Origin of the sequence: Agilicoccus flavus (genome assembly GCF_014857905.1) — a bacterium.
Lineage (GTDB): Bacteria > Actinomycetota > Actinomycetes > Actinomycetales > Dermatophilaceae > Agilicoccus > Agilicoccus flavus.
This window is the reverse complement of the sequence record NZ_JACYXE010000002.1, coordinates 88,274-101,126: the sequence shown is the minus strand read 5'-3', so window position 1 is coordinate 101,126 and position 12,853 is coordinate 88,274. Positions and strand designations below refer to the sequence as shown.

Genomic DNA, 12,853 nt, shown 5'->3' with positions numbered 1-12,853 from the left:
GGCTGGGTGGTCGCTGCTGTGGTCGTCGCTGGTTGGTCGTCGCTGGTGGTCGTCGCGGTCGGCGGACGCAGGTGCCGGGGGCGGGCCCCGGGGTCGTCAGAGCCGGCGCGGGGCCTGCGCGCCGAGCAGGTCGAGGCCGCGGGCGAGCTCGCCCCGGGCGGCGGCGGCGAGCGCGAGCCTGCTCCGGTGCACCTCCCGCCAGGCGCGATCGCCCGGCGGCCGGGGCGGACAGGCCGCGAGCCACGCGTCGATCTGCTCGGCGAGGGTCTCGAGGTGGCGGACGAGGCGGCTCGGGTCGCGGCGCCGGATCGCGAGCGCGAGGACGCGGTCGACGTCGTGCAGGCCGCCCAGGAGGCGTGTCTCGGTGGCGTGGACGAGCAGCGCGGGGTCGGGCGGCGCCGAGGCAGCGCCGGTCCGTGCCTGGACCGGCAGGCGCTCGAGGAGGGTGGCGAGGCGGGCGTGGGCGTGGCCGAGCACGTAGGCCGGGTTCCCGGCGCCGCGCCGGCGCACCTGGGCCGCGCCGACCTCGACGGGCGCCGTGGGCGCGGCCCGCAGGACCCACAGGCGCAGGGCGTCCTCCCCCTCCGGGGCCGGGAGGGGGCCGTCGCCGACGCGGTCGCCGGCGCGGTCGCGGTTGCCGGGGTCGTCGACCTCGACGGGGGCGCCCGCGCCGGACAGCTCGTCGTCGAGGAGAAGGGGGCCGACGGCGATGGTGTCGACGACCCCGCCGTCGGTGACGAGCAGCTGGCCGGGCGCGCGGCCGGGGCGGGTCGTCGTCGTGCGCGTGACCTGGGCGCCGCCGGCGACGAGCATCCGCTCGAGGGCGTCGGCGACGTACGCCGAGCGCCGCAGCCGCGCGGCCGCGGCGGGATCGGCCGACTCCGGCGCCCCGGCCGTCGGCGTGGGCATGCGCGTCGGCATCGGCATGGGCGTCGAGGCGTCCGGGCCGGCGTCGAGGCCGCCGGCCGGGGCGAGGACGCGGGCGCCGCTCACGCAGGTGGCGATCTCGATCCGGCGTCCGGCGACGACCCGGGCGCGGCCGACGCGGGCACCGTCGGCGGCGAGGACGTCGGTGGCGAGCCCGGCGGACCCGCTCGCGAGGGTGACGTTGAGGAACCCGGGGCCGGCGACCCCCACCCCGCGCACGCCGGGGTGGGCGCCGAGGCTGCGAGCGAGGATCCCGGCGAGCTCGAACGGAGGCAGCCCGGCCTCCCGGGCCAGCCGCAGCGCGACGTTGGTGCTCCAGTCGCCCCGCTCCCCCGCCCGCGGCCGTTCGAGGCCGACCGCGCGGGGCGGCTCGACGGCCGACGACACCTCGCCCGCCGCGATCGCGTCGATCAGGGCGTCGCGGACGGCGACGGAGAGGTCCTCGGGGGTCACGCGGCCCGATTCTACGAACGCCCGCGCGCCGCCCCGCGGCGGATCCGAGGGGCGGACGGCCCGCTCCCCGGCCCGGCGAGGACCCGGCGGCGAGCCCCGCCACGACGTGGCCACGACCCCGCGACGAGCCCCGTGGCGGCCTCGCGGCGACCCCGTGGCGACCTCGCGACCACCCCGGTCGCGGCCGGGGGAACGAGCCGGGTCGGGCCGTTCGGAGCACCCGCGGGAGGCTGATAACCTCTTTCGGTACCGCCCCCGTAGCTCAGGGGATAGAGCACCGCCCTCCGGAGGCGGGAGCGCAGGTTCGAATCCTGCCGGGGGCACCAGGTGATGTCTCACGACATGGCGGACGGCGGGTCTACGTTTTCGTAGGCCCGCCGTTGTCGTGGGTCGCCCCACCTTCGCCGAACGTCTGCCCCTCGCGCCGGCGCGCCGCGGTGGCGCCGGCGCGCTGGGCGGCGTCGGTGACCTCGCCGACGAGCTCCTCGAGCACGTCCTCGAGGAAGACCACGCCGATGACCTTGCCCGTCCGCTCGACGACCCGCGCGAGGTGGGCGCCCGAGCGCTGCATGGTGGCGAGGACGTCCTCGACCTCGTCGGAGCGGGCGACCGTCGCGAGGCGCCGGATGCGCTTGCGGGGCACGGGTTCCTCGTGCTCGACGTCGTCGGCGTAGAGCACGTCCTTGAGGTGCAGGTACCCCTCGAGCTCGCCCGAGGCGGCGCGGACCGGGAACCGCGAGAAGCCGTGCCGGGCGACGAGCCGCTCGACGTCCGCGGGCGTGAACCCGACGTCGAGGACGACGAGGTCGTCCACCCCGACGGCGACGTCGTCGGCGACGCGGTCGCTGAACTCGAGGACCCGCGTCGTGAGGCCGCGCGCCTCCTCTTCGAGCAGCCCCTCGCGCGCCGACTCCGAGACGATCTCGCGTACCTCTTCCGCGGTGAAGGCCGACGCGATCTCGTCCTTGGGCTCGACGCCCATCGCCCGGACGATGCTCTTCGCCACCCACTCCATGACCCGGATGAGCGGGCGCAGGGCGCGCGTGACGAGCAGCAGTGGCGGACCGAGCAGGAGCGCCGACCGCTCGGGCCCGGCGATGGCGAGGTTCTTCGGCACCATCTCGCCGAGGACGACGTGCAGGTAGGCGACGACGAGCAGGGCGATCGCGAGCGCGACCGCGTGTCCGAGGGCGTCGGGCAGCCCGATCGCGGCGAGCAGGGGCGCGAGCAGGTGGTGCAGGGCGTCCTCGGCGAGGGCGCCGAGGAGCACCGAGCAGACGGTGATGCCGAGCTGGGCGCAGGCGAGCAGCGACGCGACCTGCTCCAGGGCCTGCAGGCACATCTGCGCCCGGCGGCTCCCGGCGTCGGCGAGCGGCTCGAGCTGGCTGCGGCGAGCGGCCATGACGGCGAATTCGGCGCCGACGAAGAACGCGTTGCCGAGCAGGAGCAGCAGCGAGAAGGCGAGGGCGGGTCCGGGGCTCACGACGCCTCCCCGGCCCGCTCGTCGACCCGGCGGTCGGGGCCCACCGCGGTCTCGAGGAGCACGACCCGCCCCGGCGGGACGGCGGCCCCGGTCGGGCGCGCCGCCTCGTCCGGGGGCGTGGCCTCGGACGCCTCGAGCGGCACGAACCGGACGCGCTCGACGCGGCGGACGTCCATGACGTCGACGCGGATGCGCCACCCGGGCAGCTCGACGCGGTCGCCGACGAGCGGGACGCGTCCGAGCGCGGCCATGAGCAGGCCCCCCACGGTCTCGTAGTCGGGCCCCTCGGGCACGACGACGCCGATGCGGTCGCGGACCTCGTCCGGGCGCCACAGGCCGGGCACCGACCAGCCCCCGCCCGGCAGGGCCCGGGCCTCGGAGCCGCGCCGGTCGTGCTCGTCGGCCACCTCCCCCACGAGCTCCTCGATGACGTCCTCGAGAGTGACGACCCCCGCCGTGCCGCCGTACTCGTCGAGAACGACGGCGAGTTGGTGGCCGCGGCGCAGCGCGACGAGCAGCGGGTCGAGGCCGATCGACTCGGGCACGAACGTCGCCGGCGACATGAGCGCCGACACCGGCACCTCGGCGCGCCGCTCGTGCGGCACGGCGATCGCCTTCTTCACGTGGACGAGGCCGTCGACGTCGTCCCAGTCGTCGCGGACGACCGGGAACCGCGAGTGCCCCGTGCGGCGGGCCGCGTCGAGCACGTCCTGCGCGGAGGCGGTGCGCTCCATGAACTCGCACCGGCCCCGGGGCGTCATGACGTCCTGCGCGGTCCGCCCGCCGAAGTCGAGGGACCGGGCGACCCGGCGGGCGACGTCCTCGTCGAGGGTGCCGACCTGGGCCGAGCGGCGGACGACGGAGGCGAGCTCCTGCGGGGTCCGGGCCGCCGACAGTTCCTCCTGCGGGGTCACGCCGAAGGAGTCGAGGACGGCGTTGGCCGAGCCGTTGAGCGCGAGGATGAGGGGCTTCAGCACGACGCCGAAGACCTGGACCGGCCGCGCGACGACCTTGGCGGTCGGCAGGGGCGCCGAGATGCCGAGGAACTGCGGCACGAGCTCGCCGAACACCATGGAGAACACGGTCGCCAGCACGAGCGCGACCGTGGAGCCGACCGGCTCGAGGGCGGACTCCCCCACCCCGATCGCCCGCAGCGGTGTCTCGAGCAGGGCGCCGATCGACGGGGTCGCGAGCCAGCCGAGCAGCAGCGTCGTCAGCGTGATCCCGAGCTGGGCGGCCGAGAGCTGGGTGGACAGCCGCTTCAGCGAGGCGAGCACGGGGGCCGCGGCGGTGTCGCCGTCCTCGACGGTCCGGGCCACGCTGCTGCGGTCGAGGGCGACGAGGGAGAACTCGGCGGCGACGAAGAGCGCCGTGCCCAGGGTGAGGAGGGCGCCGAGACCGGCGAGCAGCCATTCGGTCATAGTGCCGACCATCGTAGGGACCGTCACCGGGCCCGCGGTCACGCCTCGCGGTGCGCGCCGCGCGCGACCGGCGATCCGACGCGGCGACCTCGACCGCCCCAGGCTGCACGCAGGGCCCCGGCCTGTAGTGTTGAACCTGTCCGTCCACCGCGGCGTCCGGCGACGCGCGCGTCGGCGCGTCACGGGTGATGAGCACGAAGGCTTCGCGGATCGACCGGTCCCGGCGTCCACCGTCATCGGGCGCATCCTGCGCGCTCGCACGTCTCGGGGGAGGCGTCGCTCGACCGGTGTCGACGCACCGAAGCCGTCACCGCAGACGAAACGAAAGAGGCGTGAGTCCCGTGCCCGACCAGTCATCGAAGGCAGACCCGCTGACGGCCTTCGGCCCGAACCAATGGCTCGTCGACGAGCTGTACCAGCAGTACCGCGAGGACAAGTCGTCCGTCGACGAGGGGTGGTGGGACTTCTTCGAGACCTACACCCCCGGTCAGGGTGACGGGGCGGCATCGACCGCCGCCACGCCGAAGGGCGCCTCCGGGGGCTCGGACGACTCGGACGCCAAGGCCGCCGCCGCGGCCCCGGAGGGCGCACCCGCGCAGGCCGGTCCGGGCGACGCCGGCGGCGTGCGAGCCGCCGCCCGTAACGGCACGAAGGGCACCTCCGACGCCCCCGGCTCGGGCGGGGCCAAGGACGCCGCCGATGACGCGGGCGCGCGCACCCCCACCCGCGACGTCACCCCGGCCAAGCCGTCCGCAGATCAGCGGGCGGCGCGGCACACCGGTGCCGAGTCGCGGGCCGCGAGCGGCGCCGGGCTCGAGACGAGCCCCGCCGGCCCCGCACCGGAGGTCGCCGGCGAGGAGCCCAAGTCCCGCCAGATGCCCAAGCCGCGCGACACCCCGGCCGCCAAGGCGAGCACGGGAACGAACGAGGACCAGGTCAAGCCCCTCAAGGGCCCGGCCGCCCGCCTCGTGTCGAACATGGACGCCAGCCTGAGCATCCCCACCGCGACGTCGGTGCGCGCGGTGCCCGCCAAGGCGCTCATCGACAACCGCATCGCCATCAACGAGCACCTGCGCCGCAACCGCGGCGGCAAGGTGAGCTTCACGCACATCATCGGGTACGCGGTCGTCAAGGCCCTCGGGGTCATGCCCGACATGAACAACGCGTTCGGCGAGAAGGACGGCAAGCCCGCCCTCATCACGCCCGCGCACGTCAACTTCGGCCTCGCGATCGACCTCCCGCGCCCCGACGGGACGCGCTCGCTGGTCGTCCCCTCGATCAAGGCCGCCGAGCAGCTCGACTTCTTCGGCTTCTGGAACGCCTACGAGGAGATCGTCCGCAAGGCGCGCAACAACAAGCTCGGCGTCGACGACTTCGCCGGCACCACGATCTCGCTGACCAACCCGGGCACGATCGGCACCGTGCACTCGGTGCCGCGCCTCATGAAGGGGCAGGGCACGATCGTCGGGGTCGGCGCCATGGAGTACCCCGCCGAGTGGCAGGGCGCGAGCCCCGAGACGCTGGCCCGATCGGCGATCAGCAAGATCATGACGCTCACGTCGACCTACGACCACCGCATCATCCAGGGCGCCGGCTCGGGCGAGTTCCTCCGCGTCGTCCACCAGCTCCTCCTCGGCGAGAACGACTTCTACGACGAGATCTACGAGAGCCTGCGCATCCCGTACGAGCCGGTGCGCTGGAGCACCGACGTCTCGGCGTCGCACGACGACGACCTCAACAAGACGGTCCGCGTGCAGCAGCTCATCCACGCCTACCGCGTGCGCGGCCACCTGCTCGCCGACACCGACCCGCTCGAGTACCGCCAGCGTCGCCACCCCGACCTGCAGCTGTCCACGCACGGTCTGACGATCTGGGACCTCGACCGGGAGTTCGCCACGGGCGGCTTCGGCGGCAAGCCGATGGCGACGCTGCGCGAGATCCTCGGACTGCTCCAGGCGGCCTACTGCCGCACGACCGGCGTCGAGTACATGCACATCCAGGACCCCGAGCAGCGGGACTGGATCCAGGACCGCGTCGAGGTCACGGGCGACAAGGTCCCGCGCGACGAGCAGATGCGGATCCTGCGTCGGCTCAACGCCGCCGAGGCGTTCGAGACGTTCCTGCAGACGAAGTTCGTGGGCCAGAAGCGGTTCAGCCTCGAGGGCGGCGAGTCCGTCATCGCCATGCTCGACCGGATCCTGCTCTCGTCCGCCCAGGAGGGCCTCGACGAGGTCTGCATCGGCATGCCGCACCGCGGGCGCCTCAACGTGCTCGCGAACATCGCCGGCAAGAGCTATGGGCAGATCTTCCGCGAGTTCGAGGGCAGCCAGGACCCCCGCACGGTCCAGGGCTCCGGCGACGTCAAGTACCACCTCGGCACCGAGGGCGAGTTCACCGGCGAGAGCGGCGAGAAGACGAAGGTCTACCTCGCGGCGAACCCGAGCCACCTCGAGGCCGTCAACCCCGTCCTCGAGGGCATCGTCCGGGCCAAGCAGGACCGGCTCGACCGCCGCGGCGAGGCCTTCACGGTGCTCCCGGTGCTCATGCACGGCGACGCCGCGTTCGCCGGCCAGGGCGTCGTGCTCGAGACGCTGCAGCTCTCGCAGCTGCGCGGCTACCGCACCGGCGGGACGATCCACATCATCGTCAACAACCAGGTCGGGTTCACCACGGCGCCGAGCAGCTCGCGCAGCTCGATCTACTCCTCGGACCTCGCCCGCACGGTGCAGGCGCCGATCTTCCACGTCAACGGCGACGACCCCGAGGCCGTCGTCCGGGTCGCGCAGCTCTCGTACGAGTTCCGGCAGAAGTTCGCCAAGGACGTCGTCATCGACATGGTGTGCTACCGCCGCCGCGGGCACAACGAGGGCGACGACCCCTCGATGACGCAGCCGCTCATGTACCACCTCATCGAGGCGAAGCGCTCGGTCCGCAAGCTGTACACCGAGGCCCTCATCGGTCGTGGCGACATCACGACCGAGGACGCCGACGCCGCGATGCGCGACTACCAGAGCCGCCTCGAGCAGGTGTTCGTCGAGACGAAGGAGGCCCTGAAGTCGAAGGACTCCTCCTCCGGTTCGGGGCTGGAGCGCCCGGCGGCGCAGGAGGCCGACGACCGCTCGCCGGCCGCGCGCCACGACAGCGCCATCTCGGGCGAGCTGCTCGAGCGCGTCGGCGACCTGTGGACCTCCTACCCCGAGGGTTTCGAGGTGCACGCCAAGCTGAAGAAGATGCTCGAGAAGCGCACGGCGATGACCCGCGAGGGCGGGATCGACTGGGCGATGGGCGAGCTCATCGCGTTCGGCAGTCTGCTCGCCGAGGGCACCCCGATCCGCCTGTCGGGTCAGGACAGCCGACGCGGCACGTTCACCCAGCGGCACGCGGTCCTCATCGACCGGGTCACCGCCGAGGAGTGGACGCCGCTGCTCTACCTCGGGCACGAGCAGGCGCGGTTCTGGATCTACGACTCGCTGCTGAGCGAGTACGCGGCCATGGGCTTCGAGTACGGGTACTCCGTGGAGCGCCCCGACGCCCTCGTGCTGTGGGAGGCCCAGTTCGGCGACTTCGCCAACGGCGCGCAGACGATCATCGACGAGTTCATCAGCAGCTCGGAGCAGAAGTGGGGCCAGCGCAGCTCGGTCGTCCTCCTCCTCCCGCACGGGTACGAGGGCCAGGGCCCCGACCACAGCTCGGCGCGCATCGAGCGGTTCCTGCAGCTGTGCGCGCAGGACAACATGATCGTCGCGCAGCCGAGCACGCCCGCGAGCTACTTCCACCTGCTCCGGCGGCAGGCGTACGCGCGGCCCCGCAAGCCGCTCATCGTCTTCACCCCGAAGCAGCTCCTGCGGCTCAAGGCGGCGACGAGCCCGGCCGAGGACTTCACGTCGGGGTCGTTCCGCCCGGTCCTGCCCGACCACGCCGACCTCGACAAGAGCGCCGTGGACCGCGTGCTCATCGCGTCGGGCCGGATCGTCTACGACCTCGAGGCCGAGCGCATCAAGCGAGAGGACGACCGGACCGCCATCGTGCGGATCGAGCAGTACTACCCGTTCCCGCTCGAGGAGTTCGCCGAGACCGTCGCCCAGTACCCGAACGCCGAGCTCGTGTGGGTGCAGGACGAGCCGACGAACCAGGGCTCGTGGCCGTACGTGTACACGAACCTGCCGGAGGACCTCCCCGACGTGGGCGAGGAGCGTCGCCTGCGGGTCATCGGCCGGCCCGACTCCGCGGCTCCGTCGACCGGGTCGAGCAAGTTGCACGCGGCCCAGCAGCAGGCGCTCGTCGCGGCCGCGTTCGACCGCTGAGCCGACGTCCCCGATCCCCGGTCCGCGGCGCCCCTCGCCGCCGGGCCGGGGATCGGCGCGTGCGGCCCGCCGGGCGCGCACTGCCGGTCCGGCGCCGCCTGACGAAGGCTCCGGTGCCGGTGAGGCAGAATGAACTCCGTGTACTTCACCGATCGCGGAATCGAGGAGCTCGAGAGCCGGCGGGGGGACGACGAGGTGACGCTCGCGTGGCTGGCCGAGGCGTTGCGGACCTTCGTGGACGTCAACCCGGAGTTCGAGACCCCCATGGAACGCTTCGCGACCTGGTTGGCACGACGCGACGACGACGAGGACTGAACTGGCGTGAGCAACGACTACGGTGACGGCTACGGCCCCGACGGCGGCTACGCCGACCCCGAGGACAACGACATCCCGACGCACTTCACCCGCAGCGCGGACTCGTTCGTGCACGACGGGCCGCGCGACGTGGGCATCGTGTTCATCGGCGACTCGTTCGTCGCGGGGTACGGCGACCCGAAGGGCCACGGCTGGGTGTCGCGCGTCGTCGGGCGCACGCACCATCCCGACCTCGACCTCACGGCCTACAACCTCGGCATCCGCGGCGACAGCTCGGCCGACGTCCTCGGCCGGTGGCGCACCGAGGCCCTCCCCCGCTGGCAGGACCGGCGCGAGCGGCGCCTCGTCCTCGGCGTGGGCCAGGCCGACGTCGCCCAGGGGCTGACGACCGCCCGGTCCCGCCTCAACCTCGCGAACGTGCTCGACGACGCGACGGCGCGGGGCATCTCCCCGTTCGTGGTCGGCCCCCCGCCCACGCTCGACGCCGACGTCAACGAGCGGCTCGAGGTCGTCGTCGAGGCGCAGGCCGACGTCTGCTCCCGCCGCTCGATCCCGTTCGTCGACTGCTTCTACCCGCTCAGCGAGCACGACCAGTGGCTCAGCGAGCTGTCGGCCTCGCGCGACTCGCGCCACCCCGGCCAGGCCGGCTACGGCCTGCTCGCCTGGCTCGTGCTGCACGGCGGCTGGGAGAGCTGGCTGCAGATCGCCATCTGAGCCCCGTCTCGTCTGCCCCACGCGCCCCCGGTCCCGCGACCGGGGGCGCGTCGCGTCCGCCGTCGCGCGTCGGCGCCCGGGTTGCGGACGGTGCGCGGCGTTCCTAGGCTGAACGCGTCATACGCGAATACGACGCGTTGCGAGGGTGGGGTCGTCATGGGTCACGAAGTGGATCGACGCTGGGAGGTCGCGGGTCCCCGGCGCGAGCAGGTCGGCTCGGAGCAGGCCCCCGTCCGCTCGGTGCGGGTCACCGTCGTCGGGGGCGAGGTCGAGGTCGTGGCGGGGGGCTCGCGCGGGGTCGTCGCCTACGACGTCGCCGAGGCCACGGGCGCGCCGCTCCGGGCCTCGCTCGACGGGGACCGCCTGAGCTTCGAGCAGGTCCGCGAACCCGACGCACCGCTGCTCGACACGATCAAGGGGCTGCTCACCGGGCCCAAGCGGCGGGTCTGCCTCACGCTGACGGTGCCCGCCGAGACCGGGGTGTCGATCACGACGATGAACGCCCCCGTGCGGATCTCCGGCCTGTCCGGCGACGTCGGGGTGAACACCGCCTCGGGCGGGGTCCGGGTGGCCGACCTCGCCGGACGGGTCGACGTGAAGACCGTGACGGCCGCCGTCGAGGGCGACGCGCTCTCGGGCGACGTCCTCGTGAAGACCGTGTCCGGGGCGAGCACCCTCGCCGGGCCCATGCGCTCGAGCAAGGTCGCGACCGTCGACGGCACCGTCACGCTGCGCGCGGAGGCGGCGTCGTGCCTGATCACCGCGAACACGGTGTCGGCGGACGTCACCGTCGTCCTCCCCCGCGACGCGGGGTACGACGTGCACGCCGCCTCCACGTCGGGGCACGTCGTCGTCGACGAGCAGACCCTCAGCGGGAGCGGGTCGCAGAAGGGCGGACACCGCAGCTCCGGTGACCGCGGCGTCGCGGCCAAGCTGCGCAGCGTGTCGGGCAACGTCGTGCTCCGGCGCGCCGACGGCGCCCACGGCCCCCTCATCGACCCCGGTCCCGGCGGTGGCCCCGGCGCCGGGGACGTGCAGGACGACGTGCAGGACGACGTGAGGGGCACCTGATGGGGCCGGTGTTCGGGCACGGCCAGCTCCGCCTCTACCTGCTCGTCGCGCTCGCCGACGGGCCGGCGAGCGGCTACGACATCATGCGCAAACTGCACGACCGCTTCGCCGGGCTGTACTCCCCGAGCGCGGGCACGGTGTATCCGCGCCTGGGCAAGCTCGAGGAGGAGGGGCTGGTCCGCCGGCACGCGCAGGGGCGGCGCTCCCCCTTCGAGCTCACCGACGCCGGGCGGGCCGAGCTCGCCCAGCGCGCCGACGACGTGGCCCGGCTCGAGGCCGACATCGACGCCGCCCACCGGCGGCTCGCGCAGGAGATGCGCGACCGGGTGACGAGCGGCGCGGCCCACCTGCGGGAGGAGGTCGACGCCGCCACCCGGTTCGCCCGCGACGCCGCTGCCCTCGTGGGGTGGTGGTCCGGCCTGGGCGCGGACCACGCGTCGGGCACGACTCCGGAGGGCGGCCCGGCGACCCGCGGCCCGGCGGCGGGCCCGCGCCCCGCGGACGGACCGGAACGTGGCGACGAGAGCGCGCCCGACTCCCCCTTCGACCGCTTCCGACGCGAGTTCGACCCCCTCTCGCTCATCGGCCCCTTCGCCCCGCGGGCGGGCGAACGACCCGGCGCCGAGCGCGCCTCGCGTCCGCCGACGGACGTCGGGCCGGAGCACGACCGCTCCGAGCCCCGGCCGGAGCAGCCCGGATCCCGGCCGAGCGAGGACGCCGCGGCGGGACCGGCGCGGGCCGACGGGGCCGGTCCGCGACCGGCGGGGTCGGAACGGGCCGGATCGGAACGGGCCGGGTCGGAGCGCAGCGGGTCGGACGACGGCGCCGAGGACGGCCCCCCGGCGGGGGCGAGGACGGGCCCCGACGACCCGTTCCGGTCGGGAACCGACTGGTCGGACCTGGCCCGCTGGTTCAGCTACGCGCAGGCCGCGGGCGAGCTCATCGGCGGCCGGTCGTCGTGGTCGGGCGCGGTCGACCGCCCCGACGTGCCCCGGGACCCCGCCCCTCCTGCCGCGGATCCCCGAGGTGACGATCCGGCGGCGGCCGGCCCGCGTCCGACCGGCGAGACGGCCCCGGGGGCCGAGACCGGATCGTCACCTCGGGCGGTGCCCGGGGCCGGCGCCGGAGGCGAGGACGAGTGGAATCCGTTCGGTGCCGGACGGATTCCGAGCGCCGAGCAATGGGCCGAGATCCGGGTGATCATGCGGGACGCCGCCACGCGCATCCGCGACGTCCTCGACGCGGGTGGGCCGGGTCACACGCGGGGTTAGAGTGGGGCCCTTCCCGCCCGACCCCCCTCTCCCGCGCGACCCGCGGGCGTCGACAGGAGCCCCGAGATGAACCGTCCGTCACGTCTGCGCCTGCTGACGATCTGCGCCGTCGGCGGCGCCCTGCTGGCCGGCACCCCGGGGGCCGCGGGCGCCGCGGAGAACACCGACCCGATCTTCCCCAGCCCGTCGCCGTCGACCCCGGCCCCGCCGCCGCGGCCCACCTACGGCACGTGCTCGGTGACGGCGCCGGCGCGGGTCGCCGTCGCCGCCCGCGCGACGCAGGTGCCGATCACGCTCTCGTCCGACTGCCCCGCCGGCGCGTACGCGCGGTGGGACGTCGTCGACCCGCGCGGCGTCACCGTCCAGCGCCTGAGCTTCCCGCCGTCCTCGGGCCGCGCCTTCACCGTGACCGCGGCGCGGACCCTCGGCGTCTACCGCCTGCGGCCCGTCACCGCCAACGACGCGAGCTACACCCAGCTCGCGCAGAACCGGCCGACGATCGCCGTGGGCGCGCGGTCGCGCACCGCCGTCAAGGCCGTCCGCTCCGGGCGCACGGTCACCGTGGCCGCCACGACCTCGTCCTACTCGGTGCGCGCCGGCGCCTTCGCCCCGCGCGCCAAGGCCCGCGTCGTCCTCCAGCGCAGCTCCTGCGCGTCGGGGTGCACCTGGACCAACGCCGGCACCGCCGTCACCGACGCGCGGGGTCGCGCCACGTTCCGCGCTTCCTCCCCCGCCCGCGCGTACTGGCGCACCTACGTCGGCGGCACGCCCTCGGTGTGGGGCAGCATCTCCACGCCCGTGCGCGGCTGACGACCCGCCCGCCCCTCCCACGTAGACTGGCCACGGCGCTCGGGTGGGTCGTGCGCCGGGGGGCGGATCACGGCGGGAGGTGGC

9 protein-coding genes and 1 tRNA gene are annotated in these 12,853 nt (G+C 74.6%); 7 read left to right on the top strand and 3 right to left on the bottom strand.

Annotated features, from left to right (window positions below):
• Window positions 1-96: 96 nt before the first annotated feature.
• The gene (locus ICW24_RS04005) at window positions 97-1,380 is read right to left on the bottom strand and encodes a DALR anticodon-binding domain-containing protein (protein WP_226344425.1); all 1,284 of its coding nucleotides are present in this window, start codon (window positions 1,378-1,380) and stop codon (window positions 97-99) included.
• Between the two features lie 251 nt (window positions 1,381-1,631).
• On the opposite strand from ICW24_RS04005, the gene ICW24_RS04000 reads away from it, so the two are divergent.
• Window positions 1,632-1,706: transfer RNA gene (locus ICW24_RS04000), tRNA-Arg, on the top strand.
• Between the two features lie 32 nt (window positions 1,707-1,738).
• Here ICW24_RS04000 and ICW24_RS03995 read toward each other — a convergent pair.
• Window positions 1,739-2,863 carry a hemolysin family protein gene (locus tag ICW24_RS03995; protein ID WP_226344424.1) on the bottom strand — a complete coding sequence of 375 codons (1,125 nt, stop codon included), beginning with the start codon at window positions 2,861-2,863 and terminating at the stop codon, window positions 1,739-1,741.
• The gene (locus tag ICW24_RS03990) at window positions 2,860-4,284 is read right to left on the bottom strand and encodes a hemolysin family protein (protein WP_226344423.1); all 1,425 of its coding nucleotides are present in this window, start codon (window positions 4,282-4,284) and stop codon (window positions 2,860-2,862) included. The genes ICW24_RS03995 and ICW24_RS03990 overlap by 4 nt, the downstream gene beginning before the upstream one ends.
• Before the next feature lie 341 nt (window positions 4,285-4,625).
• Here ICW24_RS03990 and ICW24_RS03985 point away from each other — a divergent pair, with 341 nt between their 5' ends.
• The 6 genes from ICW24_RS03985 to ICW24_RS03960 all read left to right on the top strand — a co-directional run bounded on the left by ICW24_RS03985 (window position 4,626) and on the right by ICW24_RS03960 (window position 12,769).
• Window positions 4,626-8,588, top strand: coding sequence for a multifunctional oxoglutarate decarboxylase/oxoglutarate dehydrogenase thiamine pyrophosphate-binding subunit/dihydrolipoyllysine-residue succinyltransferase subunit (locus tag ICW24_RS03985; RefSeq protein WP_226344422.1), 3,963 nt, complete (start codon window positions 4,626-4,628; stop codon window positions 8,586-8,588).
• Between the two features lie 138 nt (window positions 8,589-8,726).
• Window positions 8,727-8,903, top strand: coding sequence for a DUF6104 family protein (locus tag ICW24_RS03980; RefSeq protein ID WP_226344421.1), 177 nt, complete (start codon window positions 8,727-8,729; stop codon window positions 8,901-8,903).
• A 6-nt stretch (window positions 8,904-8,909) separates the two neighbouring features.
• Window positions 8,910-9,617 (top strand): GDSL-type esterase/lipase family protein, encoded by a 708-nt coding sequence (locus ICW24_RS03975; protein ID WP_226344420.1) that lies wholly within the window; start codon window positions 8,910-8,912, stop codon window positions 9,615-9,617.
• A 156-nt stretch (window positions 9,618-9,773) separates the two neighbouring features.
• Window positions 9,774-10,688, top strand: a complete 915-nt coding sequence (locus tag ICW24_RS03970; protein WP_226344419.1) for a DUF4097 family beta strand repeat-containing protein — start codon at window positions 9,774-9,776, stop codon at window positions 10,686-10,688.
• The gene (locus ICW24_RS03965) at window positions 10,688-11,959 is read left to right on the top strand and encodes a PadR family transcriptional regulator (RefSeq protein ID WP_226344418.1); all 1,272 of its coding nucleotides are present in this window, start codon (window positions 10,688-10,690) and stop codon (window positions 11,957-11,959) included. Before ICW24_RS03970 ends, ICW24_RS03965 begins: the two co-directional genes overlap by 1 nt.
• Before the next feature lie 66 nt (window positions 11,960-12,025).
• Entirely contained in the window at window positions 12,026-12,769 is a 744-nt protein-coding gene (locus tag ICW24_RS03960; protein WP_226344417.1) for a hypothetical protein, read from the top strand.
• Window positions 12,770-12,853 lie beyond the last annotated feature (84 nt).

Excerpts from the sequence above, each read along its gene's own strand:
- ICW24_RS03990 (WP_226344423.1), bottom strand. The coding sequence starts at position 4,284 with ATGACCGAATGGCTGCTCGCCGGTCTCGGCGCCCTCCTCACCCTGGGC.
- ICW24_RS03970 (WP_226344419.1), top strand. The coding sequence starts at position 9,774 with ATGGGTCACGAAGTGGATCGACGCTGGGAGGTCGCGGGTCCCCGGCGC.
- ICW24_RS03965 (WP_226344418.1), top strand. The coding sequence starts at position 10,688 with ATGGGGCCGGTGTTCGGGCACGGCCAGCTCCGCCTCTACCTGCTCGTC.
- ICW24_RS03960 (WP_226344417.1), top strand. The coding sequence starts at position 12,026 with ATGAACCGTCCGTCACGTCTGCGCCTGCTGACGATCTGCGCCGTCGGC.